This is a genomic window from Turicimonas sp. TL08, assembly GCF_054660695.1.
Window position 1 is genome coordinate 140,315 of the sequence record NZ_BAAGDP010000001.1, and the last position, 15,080, is coordinate 155,394.

The window sequence follows — 15,080 nt, forward strand, 5'->3', positions numbered from 1 at the left end:
AATTCAGTGATTATTTTTTCTTAGGTGGCGAAGAAGGCGTGCCGGTAAAGTCGGGATTGACTACACCGGAGGTTCCTTGATTAGGGGCAACGTATCCGCCGAGGTTTTCGTTAACCAGGCGGTTGAAGTGAGCTTGACCGCGGTCCGCAGCGGCTTCTTTATTGAGTTCGGCCTTGGCTTTGATTTCTGCTTCAAACTCAGATAAATCCATGGCTTCAAAATCCAATGCTTCGAGCTCTTCTAAAGTAAAGCCGGAACAATCCGGATTTTTAGCAGAACCCCAGGATTTTCCGGTTTGCTTACGGCCTTCTTCCTGAATGATTCTGGCAAGACGAGAATTGAAACAGCAATAAGATTCCGAACGTTCGATGCAGCCGAACTTTTCTCCTTTGGAGCAGTAAGTGCCGACATAATGACAAAGGTTTTGGCCTTTTTTCAGCATCAAAGCCTGTTCGGAAGGTTCACATTGCAGAAAGTCCATAGCAATCTGGAAAGCTACGGTGACGGCAAAGGAAGTCGGGTCAAACGTGAAGTACATGGTGCCTCCCTGCAGCGTCATCCCGAATCCATAGAAAGACAACGACGGGTTGTAGACTCCTGATGAAGCATTGCCGTACAAAGCCGTCAGCAAGCCGGAAGTAGAATCGGATGCCGAGAGAACGTCGTAAACATAAGGACTGCCGACATATTTAATGGCTTCGACGGTGGCGTCTCCGGCAAATGTCAAAGCTTTACCGAAAGCATCCGAATTAGCGGAGCCGGATTTAACTTTAGTGTCGCAGCAGAAAAATCCAAGAACCTTCTTAGAGCATTTATCGCTTTCGCCTTTAAAGAATTGATTGCCGTCGAAGTCGCCGTAAACGGCGCCTTCGCGGGCAACTTCCAGAATGCTTAACACCCAAGCAAAATCTTTATCGGCAGGTACAGGCTCTCCGCAAAGGCCGTCGAGACATTCTGCCGGCCGGCAAATGACTTCAGTGACGGTAGAAGATTCTTTTTCTTCACACTTGTAGATATGAGAATAAGTCAAACACTTGCCGGCATCATCCTCGAAAAGACAGACGGAATCTACTTTGACGCATTTCTTATTTTGTTCCAAGGAAGTGCAGTTGGAAGACGGGCCGTTTGCGGCACCGCAGACGTAAGTGGTTTCGTATTTCCAGCAGTCCTTGGTGATTAATTCTCCGTTGATTTCTTTTGTTCCTCCGGGTTCCGTACAGACGGTATTTAAAACGCTGCAGTCGGGATTGTTCTCTAAAGGCTGACAAGTCTCGGACCAAGTTAATCCCGAAATCACGATGTCTGATGTGATTTCTTGCGCCGGACCCGGGTCAATAGCTTCATTGGTTTGGCAGAGGATTTCTTTTTCCGTTGCATAACAGCGCAGACCGACTTTATCGATGCATTTGGAGGACTGTTCTTTACAGGCTGCAATTTTTTCTAAGGCTTCGCAAGAGTTTTCATTGACGGTTTCTATGCAGCGGTACTCCTGGGTTTGCTCCCAGCAGTCGGCCTCAATTTCCACGCCGTCGATGATTTTGACACCTCCGGCTTCCGTGCAAGAAGAACTCTGAAGAGTACAGCTCATGCCGGCAGTGGCGTTTTGGCAGTTTAAGGTATCAAAGCCCGGCAGAGCGGGGGTGCCCTCCGGCGTGATATCAGGCCCTTCGATAAGGCCGGTGTTGACGCAACGGTAAGTTTTCTGCCATTGCGCGCATCCCGTCTCATCCTCTTTGACACAAACCGGTTCTCCGACTGCCGTGCAGCCTGAGGCTGCTTCCAAAGTCAGGCACGAATTAGAAACGCCGGAAGAGGCGCAAGCGTAATCTCTTTCGTAGCGCCAACACTCTTTGTAGACGGCAACCCCGTTAATGACGCGAGTCTCTCCCGGCTCTACGCATCGCTGGGCCGCGACATAACATTCTTTGTTGTCGATGAAGGATTGACATTGATTGTTCTGCTGGGAGGAGGAAACGGTATGGCTGTAGTCCAAGAGTTCCACATTTTCTTCCGGAGGCATTTCTTCCGAGCAGGAAAATTTTTGTTCCCATCTAAGACAAGTTCCTGAAAGATCTGCGGAGACGCAGACTTTATTAACAAGATTACAGGCAGGCGTTTGTTCTAAGGCAGCGCAATAGTTGACTTCAGCGGCTTCATTACAAGAACGTCTGAACTGATAATTCCAACATTCTCTGTAGACTTCAACACCGTCCACATATTTGGAACCGGGACCGTCAACGCAGACGTATTCTCCGTCCGTGCATGCCGCATGAACGTCAACAAGAACCAAAGAGGAAAGGAGCAGGCCGAGGAAGATTCTTATCATTGGTACTCCACAGTTGAGCCGTCTTCCAGGACGCAGGACATGGTCCATTGATCGATTTCGGCTCCATGAGAATAAGTCTGATAACCGAAAACTTTAGAGAGACTGCCGGAGCGGACGAACTGATTTTTCTTTTTATAGTAGACATCCATTTTGACTTCGGTGGTGCAGGAGCTGCCAACACAGCGGGTTTTACCGGTCCAACGGCCTTTGCAGTTAGAGAATTCTCTTTCTTCATCAAAGTCCAACGCTTTAACCTCAAAGCCGAAGTTGGCTGAGTTCTTAACATTAGTCTCTATTCGAATGGTCGGGATTTCGTCTTTAGAGCAAGCGTATTTAAGACTAACGATATCGCCGCCGTTGCACTCGTCGGTGCCTAAGCCTAAATGGTCTTCGGCTTGGGCCTGCTGCATTTTGCCGATTTCACAGCCCGGGGTAGCCACAACGGAAAGGACTTTATTGCAGCGATAAGTTTTTGCTTGGACGAGCTGCTTAGAGCATTGATATACGTATTCAGACTCAACATCGACATTGATGCCGACCTGACAAGACTGTCTCGGAGCTTCCAAGCAGGTGTAGTTTTGGACGGAAGAAACGTAGGGGTTGGTACAGGTAATGTTTTTTACGTTTCCGGTTCGATTAATACACTTGAATAAAGACGTGATTTCCAGTTGCTCCGCCCAACCGGAGAAGCATTGTTCGGTGGTTGCTCCGGTTGTTTCTTCGCAAGCGGTGTATTCGTATTGGGGAGGTGTGGTTGTGGTGATGGTCTCGCAAGTTATTTCATTTGAGTCGCTGACGTCCGGATGAGGCTTTTGCGCTCCTGCAACAACGTGGTCGCGGTCTCCTAAGATTTGATCAAAGTCAGATTCCGGCCAGGAAGGACGAGAGTTGGTGTCATAGATCACTTGGACGGCACGGCAATCCATAGAAGATTTATCAAGACAGCCGTCAGCTTTGATTTGACCCGGGCCGAGCAAATCTCCCTGTCCTTTATTAAACAAGTTTTTAAGTTCCGAGACGTCTGAACCGTAACCGGGAACGGTTTGGGTGGAAGAGCCGGAGGCCAGGATGTTTTTGATGGAGACGCCTGCAGCTGCATCCTTGGCTGCATTCATTGCATCCTCCTTGTTCATTTTGCTGTTAGCTGACATAGAAGCAGAGCGGGCACGAGAGGAGTTAACCGGTGTTTCTGCGGCTGATGAACATCCGGCTCCCTGGAAGGTCAGGGCCAATGCGGTTAGGAACACGGCGGAAAGGGCAAAGGAGAAAGTTCTCATGATTAGGGACGCTCTCCGAGTTTTTGGCGAAGACGTTGAGCTTCTTTGCCGATTTCATCTTGTCTGTCCGTGAGCGTATCGAGCATGTAGCCTAAAGTCACATCTCCTAAGACCAGAGCCGCGTTTTGTGCTGCGTCCGGATTTTGATTTCCGCAAGAGCCTGAGGATTCGGGAGACTTTTGTTGATGCTGACGAATTATCAGCATGGGCACTTCGGTGACTCCGAATTCTTTAAAGATTTCCGGATTGAGTTCCACGGAAGCTCCTAACTCCACTAAGAAGTTAAAAGCTTGGAGACTTTGCGGATTTAAAAGAGGCTTATTTGCAGCGGCTTTCTGGTCAACGGGAACACCTCTGAAAACCAAAGGAACGTCGGCATCTTTTGCGTCAACGGCTAATCTTTTAAGAGAAGCTTCAGGCATGGAAAGAGAGACCAAAAGCAGGGCTTCCATGCGGTTTTGATTGAGCATTTCAGTTTGGATGGCCTGAGCATTGCTAAGGATATCGTCAATGGTTAACGGCAACGACTGCTCGGAGGCTGAGTCACCGGCCGAGACACTTACAGAGGCAGCATGAGAAAGGCTAAAGGACAACGCAATAGCCACTATTAGGAGAGAACGTTTGAACATGATTTAAATTCCGGTAATGCCGGATCCCTGGCAGCAGTCGCGTTTACGGTAAACAAGATAGGCAGCATCTTCGCCCCCGGAGGCCCAAGTTTTACCGGAAGACCAAAGAGCTGTTGAAGCTCCAATCGGATAACAGCAGCGGCCGTCAACTTTGTCGGTTGTACGAGCCGGATACACCATTTGGGTGCGATAGACGGATTTATCCATGATGGGTTCGAGATAAGGTCCGCATTGTCCTTTCTTGCCGTAAGCAGCCCATTGAAGACCTTGACGGTGAAGCTTCATCAGAAAACGAGAAACTAATAGAGAAGAGGCCTGCGGTAAATGAACATGAGAAGCAACCCATCCGGTGAGAGGGAAAATATTTCCGCTGCAACCCCCGCACCAGTAAAGCTCAGAGACCGGTAAGCTCGTGGTGCTGGCCACGCAGTCGGCCGCACAAGCGGCTTGAGCCGGAAGGTTTGCAAATAAACTGACGTCCGGGTTTAAGAAAAAGGTGGTCACCGAGTCATCCCAAAGAGGATCGAGTTCGGTCATGTAAGCTAAATCCCACGCAGACTGTTCTAAACAATCGGTATCGAGCAAGACTTCCAGAACAAAGAGCCAAGGCGTGAAATACCAATGCACTTGATAAAAGGAAGTTCGCCCGGAAGCAGCAGTTTTAGAAGGAGTTCTACCGTGGGCCGGCGCACGAATGCCGACATCTAAATCCAATCCGCCGAGCGAGGGGAAGCAGTAAGGCTGACGGACGATTTCTGCCGTTCTTAACGGCTCCCAGAAGGACATATTCATGCCGACTTTGATATTGGCACCGGAAGTGCAGGCACAAAAGGTGTTTGCGCCGGTATCCGGATCCGGATTTTTGCCGGAAGCCAGCGTAATGCCGCCTAACTTAATCGGAAAAATACAGCTCCAGCAGACATCGGTCACCGGATTAATGATTTTGCCTCGGCAAGCGGCTTCAGCAGAGGTGCTCAGCAGGCCGCAAAAAAGCGTAAAGATGAAGAGGAAAGTTTTCATAAGCAGGCTTAGAGGAGGTTAGATAGGACGGATTGAACTTCTTGGGGCGGAAACTCCATTCCGCTCGGGCCGTCAGTGCCGTTAAAGAGCATGGCCGGCGTCGCATGGATGCCGAAAAGACGAGTTAAAGAGCCCCCTTGGTCAAAAAATATTCTTCTATTAAGGGTACGGCTTGCTTCACTGATGTTGCCGTTGACAAGAACGACTCGAGAATCAGGCCTTTGTGCTGCGATGGCTTTGGCTGCATCTAATTCTTCTTTGTCGGTTCCGTCAATAAAAATCAACTCTCGAGAAATCCTCGGCAACTCAACGGAGGCAGCCTGACGAAGAAGGCTTTCGGGTAAGGTTTCAGGTATAGAAGCTTCCAAAGGCCAAATTCTGATTTCTTGTGCCTTGGCAAGACCAACAACGGCCGGAGGATTACGCATGAGTTCAGCGATTTTTTGTTTTTCTTGGTCAAAACGTTTTTGGTACTGACCTGAAGATTTAAGTTGGTTGATTCTTTCCATAAAAAGCTCCAACAAATCAGGCTCAGCAATCGGATAAGTCGGGCCGAGGGCCTTAGGCTTTTCTTTTACGGCAGGATTTTCTTTTACGGCTGCTGCCTTATGGTTTTTAAGCATCGAAGAACCGGCTATACCTTTTGCGGATTCAGCAGGAGCAGCAGAAATGCCGAGGTCGCGGATTTCTAGTCCGGCGTGGGTAAAGCCCGCCAAGGCTCCTACTGAAACCAAAAGACAGCAAGCTAAAAGCAGATGAGAGGTTTTCATGGAAGGGCGAAAATTAAAAAATAGGGTAGGCTTTGCCGATAAAACGGCAGCGGTTAATCGGTCCGAAGTTTGAATATCGAGAATCAAATGAGTCGGGATGGGTTCCCAAGAGAAAGTAATCCTCTTCGCCGAGGACTTGGTCTTGAATCTTCTGCAAAGGCTCTCCTTTGAGCGAGACTTTTTTTGCTACCGCAACCGGCTTGTCTTCACAAAAGATTTGCTGACCATAGGTGCGAATTCTTTCTCCGGGCAAACAAACTACTTTCTTAACAAACGGCATCTCATTGCCGGCGGTTGCGCTTTTAGGAGGATAGAAAGCTACATAGTCGCCTCGCTCAACATCCTTTTGTCCCAGCTGAATCGCAAACAACGTTTGGGGCAAAGAGTTGGTGTAGTTGTAAGCCAATTTCCAGTGATGCGTGAGAACGACCACAATCAATAATGCGAGCATCCAAATCCAGCCGTAGCGAGAGTAATGGCGTGAAATGCCTAAAAAGAATTTCACGGCGTTATGAGCTAAATTCATTTGAACGCCTTAGAAAAATCAGATTGAAGGGCTTTCATGCGTTCGGCGACTAAGATTTCCGCTTTAGCGATTTTGTCCGGTGTAAAACCGAGCTTTTGCAGCAAGGGATCGGTGTAGTCCGGCAGTTTTGTCGGTGAGATCACCGCAGAAGAAACCAATAAAGTGCAATTGCATTCTTTTTGAAGGTTTTCTATTTCGGCTTTCATGCGCCGTGCAAAGATTTTGGCTTCAACGGCTAACTCTTCAGGTTTTAATCCTTTAGAAGCCAGAATGGTTTCGTTGACTTGCACTACCTTGTTGAGGTTCAGGACCGCAAAGGCAGGAGTCTCTAGAGTTTGCTTGTACAGCATGAAGAAGGCAGCGGCTGCAAGAGCGGCGAGAACCAGGACTGCGACAGCTAAGATTTTAGGAAGCAGAGAAGGTGTCTGTACGGCAGGCTGATGCTGAGTGCTTTCTGTCTTCATGTTGCTTGAGGAAGGATTTGTCATTTGTTTCGATCCTTAAGGACAACTTCAATTGCCTGATGCATGGACAAGCCCTGCTGAAGGTAATGATTAACCGCTTCGATATCGTTCGGATGGGTACTGGTCATGAGCTGAGAGTAAGGATCCAAAAGCAAGCGGTTTACGGAAGGCGGCTGATCTCCGATTCTGATAAAAACTTCCGAGTAAGCACCCGCAACAGTCGTTAAAGACTCGAGCATTTGAATCTGATGGTCATCCATCGCAATATGACCTTTACGCTTAAGCTGCTCTAAGGCTTCCTGTTTTTGTCGAAGGATGAACAAACAGTCAGAGTTTTCTAAAGCCGAACGGGCAGTTTCGCTTTTCCAATAGTCAGAGGGAGACTGTGTAGCAGTAAAGAAAGAGCCATTGTATTTTCTGGCACGGCGGTAGCCTTCCTCAATAAACTTGCCGGAGTGTCCTTCGCCCATTAAGTCCCACGCCTCATCAATAATGACGAGCTTGGCTTCTTTACGGGAGCCCTGTTTCATTTCTTGGTCAATAAGGCACATCAGCAGCATGAGGATGACAGACTGAAGGGACTTCTTGTTTTTGAGCTGTTCCAGCTCTAAGACAACAAACTTGTTGTCAAAACGGATATTGGCTTGGCCGTTAAAGAAGGTTTCGTAAGCGCCTCCTTTGCAGAAAGGACTTAACTGAATACCGAGGTCGGAAATTCTCGGGTCGTTTAAATGTTCCTGCTCTGCTCGGGTAAGAGATTGGTAATGTGCTGTCCAATGTTCATCATCGATTTGAGGTTTAGTACCTCCGATTCTTCCGTTATGAATCAAAGACTCCGCTAGGTCAGTGACCGTCGGAATTCTTCCTTCTTTGACGGCTTTAACCCAAGTACTCTTAAAGTGGACGGCCAAGTGAGAAAGTCGCAGGTCATCCAAAGGCATAGAAGGAGAAACCATCTGTGCGATGACCGGCAAAAAGAAACTTAAATCTTTGTCGATATCTTCAATCAAGGAGAAGGGATTAAGACAGTCAAAGCTGCCGTCAGCGCGGGGAAGATCTGAGAATTCAATGTATTGGCCCTGCAGAACGGAACAAAGCTTCTGGAAGCTGCGTCCGTGGTCAATAATCCAAACTCTTCCGCCGGTTCTTAAGACGCCGGTTGCAATTTCATTTAAGAGTACGCTCTTGCCGGAGCCGGAAGCACCGATAACCGCACCGTTGTAGTTTCCATTCGGATTAGCAAAAGGATTAACGGAAAGAATTTGGCCTCTTCTACTGACAAGATTGATGACCGGTGTCGGCAGCTGCTTTCCTGCTAAGGGAGGAGAACCTTTCCAATCGGCAATCAGCGGCAGCATATTAGCGGCGTTGCCCGTGGTTTTAGTGGTTGAACGCTGAGCTGCTTTAATATCAGCTGCTAAAAGCGGTCCTCCGGTCATCGGCAAAGAGGCCAACAAGCCTTGAAGCTGCATAAAGTCATCTACAACGAGATCTAAGCCGGCGGTTTGGTAAATCGAGCGTGCGGTTTCTACGGCACTGTGCTGATTACCGCTTTCCGGAAACAGCAGGATTTGATTAGACATATGAAGGAGTCCTTCGCCGTTTTCAAAAGCTTCCACGGCTAAGCGCCAGTCTTCGGCTTCTTTACGCATAACCGGCATGAACTTGACGATTTCCGTGGAAGCGATTTGCTCGGCTCGTGCGCTTTTAAGCTGCGTCTGTGCCTTGGCCGATTCGTAGCTCTTGGTTGAAAGACAGGTTGTAATGAGATACGGACAAGGATAAGGAGCTTTATCGCCTTGAGGAGAACCTGTCAGTTTATTTACGTTATCCAAAGAAAAGGCTTCCGGATAATTACGTACGCTCATGGAAACCGCAGCGACTCGTTTTTGTCGATATAAAGAGTGGAAATCAATGAAGTTCGGTTCAATATTGATTCTGGTATCGGCGAGGACACACTGGGTTCTCGGTTCACGATCGGGATCGTGAACGGTAGGAGTCCAAGCATTCTCTAAAAACAAATGAGGATTTAACAGTTGAGAAAGCGTATTGATAAGGACGGACTCGTTCCAAGACCAAGGGCTTAAATGCCATTGGCGAAGAAGAGCCATGTGTCCTTCCCGAATCTTTTTAACTTTATCGCGAACGGCAGGATTAAAAGGATCGGAGGTCGGAATGACTACACTCATCCATGAGCGGAAATTGCATAGTCTTCCAGTTATTCCGGGTTTAGGATCTTGATAAGAGCCTTTTAATAAGAAGTCGGCACGGGCTTTGGAAAGCCCCTTCATGAGCTCAAGCTGCTCAGCGCATAAAGGATCATCTTTAGATGAGGGTTCAACGGCTGAAGAAAGAATTAAATCCGTCAAAGGCTTAACGTACGGAGAAGCAAACAAGCAGAACTGAATGCCGGTTCCTTCCGGAATTCCTTGACCGAAGAGATGCTTGAGGCTTTTAGCCATGACCGGAGTACATCCGGTTTGCGGAACAATCTCAATTACGTAGCCCAAGCCTTCAAAAGAATTGAAGTTAGGAGCGGCAATAGCGCATAAGTTATCCTCTTCGCTGAAATGAGCGTAAGGAAGAAGGTTGGAGAATCTGTCGATAAGCATAGGAGAGCCGGTTCTCGGCTCCATTTCTGAATCTTTCATGGATAAATTGGAGACAAAAGACATTCCGAACTTGGAAGAAAGTTTTGTTTTAAGGTTCTTCAAAAGAGAAGCTATTAATTGCCTGGTCATGAAGTTCTTCCTTTAAGGACATCTAAAGGGTTATGTTTCTTAGCCGAAGGCTCCGGTGTTTTATCTTGAGAGAGCGGGTAGACCGGGCGATAAGGACTTCTCGGCTTAGCCATTTCATCAATTGTCGGGACTGACCAGCCGGCGTTCAGCACTTTGACGTACATATAACGTTGGTCATGAAGGTCCCCTTCAGTGTCGGTAAAAGGCGCCATCCAAACTCTAAAAATGGTTTCGGGGCTTCTCCAAGGCGACGCCGGAGAAATTACGGCAAAGTTCGGGCTGGTGATGGGACTGACCGCTGAGGCTGCTTGCCGTTCTGCCTTGAGCAGGGCTTCTTCGGGAGAAGGGGCGGAAGCTGAGCCCTTAGCCGCTTGCTCTCGGTTCGGCTCAAAATACGGTTGGACAAATTCCGGCTCCTCCGCTTGGGCTGCGAAGGCCGCAGGCACCTGAAGGTTCTGCGCGTCTTCAGCTTCTTTTTGTGTTTGGGCATAGACATCCGAAATATTTCTGCAAGACGGCTTGCCGGTTAAATCGCCGCAGGAAAAGTCCGTCTGAGCATTGGAGAAGCCGGTCAAGGAGCCGCAGCCTGTTAAAAGAACTGCCGGAAGCAGACAAGTTAAAACTGCAATGGTTCTCATGATTTTGTCTTTTTATTGCCTTGATTGATGAATTCTTCGAGCTTTTCAAGAGGAAGGGCTCCGGCCGTTCGGTCGCCTGCGGCGTTAATCAGGGTCGGCGTGCCTCCGATGCCAAGCTCTGCGGCCAGCTTTAGAGTAGATTCGACCGGAGAAGTGCAAATCGGATTGTTAGCTACCGACTTAACCGTCTCTCCGTTTAAAGCTTTAGCCAGCTCTTTAACACTGTCGGCTGCACACCAGACGGCATCGCTTTTAGCTTTAGCTTCCGGATGGATAGAAACTAAAGGAAAAAGAAACGTATAGACGGTCACATCGGAGACTTGTTCTAAGGTTTTAGCGAGCTTTCTGGAATAAGGACAATCAACATCGGTAAAGACAATCAACGTTCGGGAGCCGTTTCCTTTAACTTCTTTAACGGCTTTATCTAAGGGAAGCTTTTTAATATCAATGCGGCGAATATCTTTAAGTCTTCGGTCGGTTAAGTCTTGACCTTTTTCCATATCCAAGAGACGACCGGAAAACAGAAATCTCGCTGTTTTATCAAAGTAAATGACTTCTTTACCGACAGCGGCTTCAAAGATTCCGGGAACGGGCGTTAAAGAAAATTCATTTACTTTGGTTTTTGGGTAACGCTCGGCAAATCTTTCAGAAGCTTCTTTTAAGTCCGCGGAAGGATCCACAATGACCGGTGCTGTTTTATCCGAGGCATTTGCAGACTTAACGGAAGCGGCTTTGACGACAGCTGCGGCCTTAACGGCGCCCGGAGAAGGATTAGTACAAGCTCCGGAGGCATGAACCGAGGAAGCCGCAAAGGCTGCTGCAATGAATAAAAAGAGAAGAGATTTTTGCATAGGAGAATTTCTTATTTATTTAAACGTTCAATAGACAAGCCTTGAGAAATCACGATTTCTACGTCACGGCCGGAATCCACTTCAAGGACCGGGAACATATCGCTGGCAAGTTTTAAGTAGTAATCGGTAATGCGATCCATGGCATGGGACGTTCCTTCGCCGAGACCGGCTCGCCATGGATTTTTAACGCTTTTTGAAACCGTTCCGGTAATAGAGGTGGTGGAATCTTCGGCCGCTAAAGAGACGGCTTTGCCAAGGCCCGATAAGGTTCCGGTAAAGAGTGCATTGGCGATTGCCTGTCCGGATTTGGTGACCAATCGAGCGCGAAGACCGGTTTTACCGTCTTCTCCGGAAACGTATCCTTGAAGTTTGGTGTCTACGGCTCCGCCGTTTTCGTCAATACAAGAAAGACGGTCTAAGCGGACGAGAACTCGTTCGCTGGCAAGTTCACCGGTGGCGTTAGCTGTCACAAAACATCTTTTAATGCCGGAACGATAAAGGTTAGGCATAACGGCGGCGTCAGTGAGCTCCATTAAGATTGGAACAGGGTTGCCGCTTCCCTGACCGCGGGTAGGAGCAATGGCGCCGTTAAGCAGCCTTGCTTTAGCAAAGGTTCCGCTCGGAAGGTATGTCAAGGCAGAAGGTTTGCTTTGCTGCTGCGGCAGTTTGCCAAGCACGGAAGAAGGTTCTTTTTTTTGCGAAAGATCGGTAATGACCAAGCGCGGCGAACGCTGAGAAGCCAGCTGCTCAGCTGCTTGTCTTTGGCGAGAGGTTTGCCCGGAAGAAAATCCTTGTCTGTTTGAGTGCGGGGCATTCTTGCCGAGGATTTGACCGGTTTGTCCTCCGGTAATCGCTTCAGCCGGAGGCCAGCCGTCCTGAGAATAATTGGAAACGGCTTTTGGTGCACGGATTTCTTCCGCTTGTTTTTTATGGAGTTCTTCCTTTAAGCGCTCTAATTCTTTAGTAAAGTGCTTTTCTCGTGCAGAGGCTTCTTTTAAAGAACCTTCGAGGTTCTGAAGTCTTTCATCGTAAAGTGCCTTGTAGCGTTCCACGTCTGTTTCGTTCGGCGTGATTTCAAATTTGGTCGGTGTTTCTTTACGCTCTTTAGGAACGGAATCTTTTCCGGTGAAATGCATAAAGAGGAAGACGACGAGTCCACAACCGATGAGAGCAAGAGCAAGCACTTTCCATTGCTTAAAAAGCGTTTTGCGGGCTGCTGCGCTTTGAGGTGTATAGCCAATCATTGAAAATCTCCCATGCGGACAATCCAAAGATCTGCTTTTTCTTTGGAAGAAAGAGAGGCTTTATCTACGCCAATAGCCGCGACATTCCTTTGCCAGAAGCGGGACTCTTCTATTGGGGTGGCAGCAGAACCGGTGTTCTCCAGCGCCCAAAGTTCCAGTCTGAGTCCGGCAGTTTCCCAATAACGAACGGGGACAGCCGTTAAAGAATCACGAATCATTTTGGATGCAGAGAGTTTTTTAGAAGGCTCATTGACTATTGTTGTGAGTCCTCTAAAAAGCTTTTGGATTCTTTCTTCTGCCGGATGAGAAGTTCCGGCTGCCGCGTTAGAAGAAGAGGTCAAGCTGCGGGCTTCTTCGATTTCTAAGTTTTGGCCGGAAAGCTTTTCCGTGGGCGTCAGAACTAAAGAATGGGTTTGACCGGATTCGGTCATTACAAATACGTTTGTGCTTTCTCTGGTCAACGGGACGGCAAACAAAGATCCGGTCGGTTCGTCATGTTTAATGTCAATTGCCTGAGGGTCCGAGACATAGCGGAGGATTCGGCCGTTTTTAACGGAGATTCTGTTTGCCTGACGCATAGAAATCGGAGCATAGCGGGCATCTCCAAGATTTTTGAGTTTGGAGGATGCTTGCACCGTGTTTGGCACTGTCTCATCAAAGTCAAAGCCCGGCGGAATTTCTTTAGCGACAAGCGCCTGTAAAGACAATGCTGCCGTAAAAGCTAAGGCAAGTTTTAACGTAGTTTTAGTCATGTTTAAACCTCCTTCTTAGAAGAATTCTCAAAAGGCTTTTTGCAGTTGGTTTCATGTATGCTCTGAACCCAAAGACGAGTTCCGGCATAACGGAACTGAAGCGTCCAGCACTTCTGTGTTGTAGACGTAAGCACATTGCCGATGAACTGACGGACATTGCCGGAGACGGCAACTTTCATAGAGCGGGGAAGAACTTCAACCGACTGAGGAATAAAAGAAGTCGAGGAATTAGAGCTTTTCATTTGGCGTCCCTGCTTTAACAGCATGAGTTCAATGTCGCCGCGTTTTTCGGGGTCCGCATATTTAAGGAGCTGAGTCATGTTGTGCTCAAAAGTTTCAGGAGAATTGTTAAGAGCCAACTGGACTAAGTAGGAACTCATTTGTTCGAGGTATTCGGGAGAGACGGTTTTATCGTCCATCCAAAAGGATTTAGAAGGTTCGGCCGGAAGCACGACGACCCGGCTTTTATCTTCCATTGCTACGATGCCTCCGGCCAAGATGAGGTTGACTCCGAGGCTTGCGGCAAAGGCGTAGATGAAGAACTTTCTGACGGCCAAACGGCTCGCAAGCTCGGATGTGTATTCATGGATATTCATAACAAATTAACCAATAAATGTTCTGCGGGCAGAAGCCGGCATACGTTTAAACGGATTCATGGGCAGATGCCAATAAAGGAAGTGGAATCCGTAAGCCGGATGTCTTCCCGCTTTTGTTCTTACCCATGCCCAAACAAAAGCAATGGAAAAGAGAAGTCCTAAGGGCATATTGTTGGCAATAATGCCGATGCCTATACCGGCAAAGCCGGCAGCCACTGTGTCAAAGTCCCATAAGAGAAATCGAGGCGGGGCATCAAGCCTTTTAGGAATCAAGTGAGATTTATCTTCTGAGTAATGCATATGAGTGGGGATGACCCAAGGAGGCGTAGACGCCTCCCGGGTTTATTAGATTAATCCGGTGAAGATGTTGTCGATGATGTCAGGTCCGATGAACAAAGCCATGGCTGCGGCAACGCAGACAACAGCGCCCATGATGGAGCCGCGGATAACACCGACTCCAAGGCCAACCAATAAGAACATCAAAGAAATAGAACGGCCCAACGTACCTTGGGACCAGCTTTGAAGCTTGGTGTAAAGGTCTTGGAAGTCAGTGTCGCCGTTAGCTGCAAAAGCAGCGGAAGCGGCGAAGAAGAGGGCGCAGGCGCCGACGGATTTCAATGTTGCTGTGTTAAGTTTTTTCATGAAGAAAACTCCTTAGATAGTGAATTAACAGGATTTTTAGAAAAAGCTTCCCTAAGGGCGCCCCTGTTAAAGCGTCCTGAGAAGAGAAAAACTGGTAAATGGGGTTTTAAGAAGCGATGGCTTTAAGCTTCTCCCGGGTCTTGTCGTCTAAAGACTGAAGATTTTTAAAAACTCTCCAGGCATATTTTTGTCTGGCATCCGTACAGTTTTGCCCCTTGAGTCTGGAGCAGCCGGCGTTATAGGCTCCGACGGCCTCCCACGGATTATCAAAACGCATCAAGTTGTCTTTTAAAATTCGGGCGCCGACTTCAATGTTTAAGCAAGCGTTACTCAGCAGTTCCGATTTCGACAGGTTCCATTTAGAAAGCCATTGAGAATTAATTTGCATCAAACCTATATCCTGAGAACATTTAGGCCCGGCGAGTGCAGACGGATTGCCGGAAGACTCCGTGATAGCAATTGCGCGAAGAAGGTCGGGTGCTACGCCGAAGTTTCGGCCGTGGATATCAAAGCAATCGGCAAAGACCGGCTGGAGGCCATAGATTAAAAAGCCGATTAGGACTGAAGCAATTTTGTGGGTCAAAGGAATCATCAAATCAAACAG

General features: G+C 48.1%; 16 protein-coding genes. All 16 read right to left on the reverse strand.

Annotated features, from left to right (window positions below; genetic code table 11):
• Positions 1-10: 10 nt before the first annotated feature.
• Positions 11-2,326 carry a conjugal transfer protein TraN gene (traN, locus tag ACYQ4O_RS00670; protein ID WP_460174436.1) on the reverse strand — a complete coding sequence of 772 codons (2,316 nt, stop codon included), beginning with the start codon at positions 2,324-2,326 and terminating at the stop codon, positions 11-13.
• On the reverse strand, positions 2,323-3,603 hold the full coding sequence (locus ACYQ4O_RS00675; protein ID WP_308514410.1) for a hypothetical protein: 1,281 nt from the start codon (positions 3,601-3,603) through the stop codon (positions 2,323-2,325). Before ACYQ4O_RS00675 ends, traN begins: the two co-directional genes overlap by 4 nt.
• Before the next feature lie 2 nt (positions 3,604-3,605).
• Positions 3,606-4,232, reverse strand: a complete 627-nt coding sequence (locus ACYQ4O_RS00680; RefSeq protein WP_308514408.1) for a TrbC family F-type conjugative pilus assembly protein — start codon at positions 4,230-4,232, stop codon at positions 3,606-3,608.
• A gap of 3 nt (positions 4,233-4,235) precedes the next feature.
• Positions 4,236-5,252 carry a TraU family protein gene (locus ACYQ4O_RS00685; RefSeq protein ID WP_308514406.1) on the reverse strand — a complete coding sequence of 339 codons (1,017 nt, stop codon included), beginning with the start codon at positions 5,250-5,252 and terminating at the stop codon, positions 4,236-4,238.
• Positions 5,253-5,260: 8 nt separating this feature from the next.
• The gene (locus ACYQ4O_RS00690; RefSeq protein ID WP_460174437.1) at positions 5,261-6,022 is read right to left on the reverse strand and encodes a conjugal transfer protein TraW; all 762 of its coding nucleotides are present in this window, start codon (positions 6,020-6,022) and stop codon (positions 5,261-5,263) included.
• A gap of 13 nt (positions 6,023-6,035) precedes the next feature.
• Entirely contained in the window at positions 6,036-6,548 is a 513-nt protein-coding gene (locus ACYQ4O_RS00695; protein WP_308514402.1) for a S26 family signal peptidase, read from the reverse strand.
• Positions 6,545-7,036 (reverse strand): hypothetical protein, encoded by a 492-nt coding sequence (locus tag ACYQ4O_RS00700; protein ID WP_308514400.1) that lies wholly within the window; start codon positions 7,034-7,036, stop codon positions 6,545-6,547. Before ACYQ4O_RS00700 ends, ACYQ4O_RS00695 begins: the two co-directional genes overlap by 4 nt.
• Complete coding sequence (gene traC, locus ACYQ4O_RS00705; protein ID WP_460174438.1) at positions 7,033-9,753, reverse strand: type IV secretion system protein TraC; 2,721 nt, start codon at positions 9,751-9,753, stop codon at positions 7,033-7,035. Before traC ends, ACYQ4O_RS00700 begins: the two co-directional genes overlap by 4 nt.
• A complete protein-coding gene (gene traV / locus ACYQ4O_RS00710) occupies positions 9,750-10,391 on the reverse strand; it encodes a type IV conjugative transfer system lipoprotein TraV (protein WP_460174439.1) in 642 nt (213 codons plus the stop codon). Before traV ends, traC begins: the two co-directional genes overlap by 4 nt.
• A complete protein-coding gene (locus ACYQ4O_RS00715; protein WP_460174440.1) occupies positions 10,388-11,242 on the reverse strand; it encodes a DsbC family protein in 855 nt (284 codons plus the stop codon). The genes traV and ACYQ4O_RS00715 overlap by 4 nt, the downstream gene beginning before the upstream one ends.
• An 11-nt stretch (positions 11,243-11,253) precedes the next feature.
• Positions 11,254-12,486 carry a TraB/VirB10 family protein gene (locus ACYQ4O_RS00720; protein ID WP_460174441.1) on the reverse strand — a complete coding sequence of 411 codons (1,233 nt, stop codon included), beginning with the start codon at positions 12,484-12,486 and terminating at the stop codon, positions 11,254-11,256.
• Positions 12,483-13,238: a TraK domain-containing protein gene (locus ACYQ4O_RS00725; RefSeq protein WP_304703123.1), complete on the reverse strand. Its 756-nt coding sequence runs from the start codon at positions 13,236-13,238 to the stop codon at positions 12,483-12,485. Before ACYQ4O_RS00725 ends, ACYQ4O_RS00720 begins: the two co-directional genes overlap by 4 nt.
• A gap of 2 nt (positions 13,239-13,240) precedes the next feature.
• Positions 13,241-13,834 (reverse strand): type IV conjugative transfer system protein TraE, encoded by a 594-nt coding sequence (gene traE / locus ACYQ4O_RS00730; RefSeq protein ID WP_304703122.1) that lies wholly within the window; start codon positions 13,832-13,834, stop codon positions 13,241-13,243.
• A 6-nt stretch (positions 13,835-13,840) separates the two neighbouring features.
• On the reverse strand, positions 13,841-14,134 hold the full coding sequence (gene traL, locus ACYQ4O_RS00735) for a type IV conjugative transfer system protein TraL (RefSeq protein ID WP_277030656.1): 294 nt from the start codon (positions 14,132-14,134) through the stop codon (positions 13,841-13,843).
• 45 nt (positions 14,135-14,179) lie between these two features.
• On the reverse strand, positions 14,180-14,476 hold the full coding sequence (traA, locus tag ACYQ4O_RS00740; protein WP_066591176.1) for a TraA family conjugative transfer protein: 297 nt from the start codon (positions 14,474-14,476) through the stop codon (positions 14,180-14,182).
• 106 nt (positions 14,477-14,582) lie between these two features.
• Positions 14,583-15,068, reverse strand: a complete 486-nt coding sequence (locus ACYQ4O_RS00745; protein WP_460174442.1) for a lytic transglycosylase domain-containing protein — start codon at positions 15,066-15,068, stop codon at positions 14,583-14,585.
• Positions 15,069-15,080: the final 12 nt, after the last annotated feature.

Excerpts from the sequence above, each read along its gene's own strand:
- ACYQ4O_RS00685 (WP_308514406.1), bottom strand. The coding sequence starts at position 5,252 with ATGAAAACTTTCCTCTTCATCTTTACGCTTTTTTGCGGCCTGCTGAGC.
- traV (WP_460174439.1), bottom strand. The coding sequence starts at position 10,391 with ATGAGAACCATTGCAGTTTTAACTTGTCTGCTTCCGGCAGTTCTTTTA.
- traA (WP_066591176.1), bottom strand. The coding sequence starts at position 14,476 with ATGAAAAAACTTAACACAGCAACATTGAAATCCGTCGGCGCCTGCGCC.
- traN (WP_460174436.1), bottom strand. The coding sequence starts at position 2,326 with ATGATAAGAATCTTCCTCGGCCTGCTCCTTTCCTCTTTGGTTCTTGTT.
- ACYQ4O_RS00715 (WP_460174440.1), bottom strand. The coding sequence starts at position 11,242 with ATGCAAAAATCTCTTCTCTTTTTATTCATTGCAGCAGCCTTTGCGGCT.
- traC (WP_460174438.1), bottom strand. The coding sequence starts at position 9,753 with ATGACCAGGCAATTAATAGCTTCTCTTTTGAAGAACCTTAAAACAAAA.
- traE (WP_304703122.1), bottom strand. The coding sequence starts at position 13,834 with ATGAATATCCATGAATACACATCCGAGCTTGCGAGCCGTTTGGCCGTC.
- ACYQ4O_RS00680 (WP_308514408.1), bottom strand. The coding sequence starts at position 4,232 with ATGTTCAAACGTTCTCTCCTAATAGTGGCTATTGCGTTGTCCTTTAGC.
- traL (WP_277030656.1), bottom strand. The coding sequence starts at position 14,134 with ATGCATTACTCAGAAGATAAATCTCACTTGATTCCTAAAAGGCTTGAT.
- ACYQ4O_RS00700 (WP_308514400.1), bottom strand. The coding sequence starts at position 7,036 with ATGACAAATCCTTCCTCAAGCAACATGAAGACAGAAAGCACTCAGCAT.
- ACYQ4O_RS00745 (WP_460174442.1), bottom strand. The coding sequence starts at position 15,068 with ATGATTCCTTTGACCCACAAAATTGCTTCAGTCCTAATCGGCTTTTTA.
- ACYQ4O_RS00725 (WP_304703123.1), bottom strand. The coding sequence starts at position 13,238 with ATGACTAAAACTACGTTAAAACTTGCCTTAGCTTTTACGGCAGCATTG.
- ACYQ4O_RS00695 (WP_308514402.1), bottom strand. The coding sequence starts at position 6,548 with ATGAATTTAGCTCATAACGCCGTGAAATTCTTTTTAGGCATTTCACGC.
- ACYQ4O_RS00690 (WP_460174437.1), bottom strand. The coding sequence starts at position 6,022 with ATGAAAACCTCTCATCTGCTTTTAGCTTGCTGTCTTTTGGTTTCAGTA.
- ACYQ4O_RS00675 (WP_308514410.1), bottom strand. The coding sequence starts at position 3,603 with ATGAGAACTTTCTCCTTTGCCCTTTCCGCCGTGTTCCTAACCGCATTG.
- ACYQ4O_RS00720 (WP_460174441.1), bottom strand. The coding sequence starts at position 12,486 with ATGATTGGCTATACACCTCAAAGCGCAGCAGCCCGCAAAACGCTTTTT.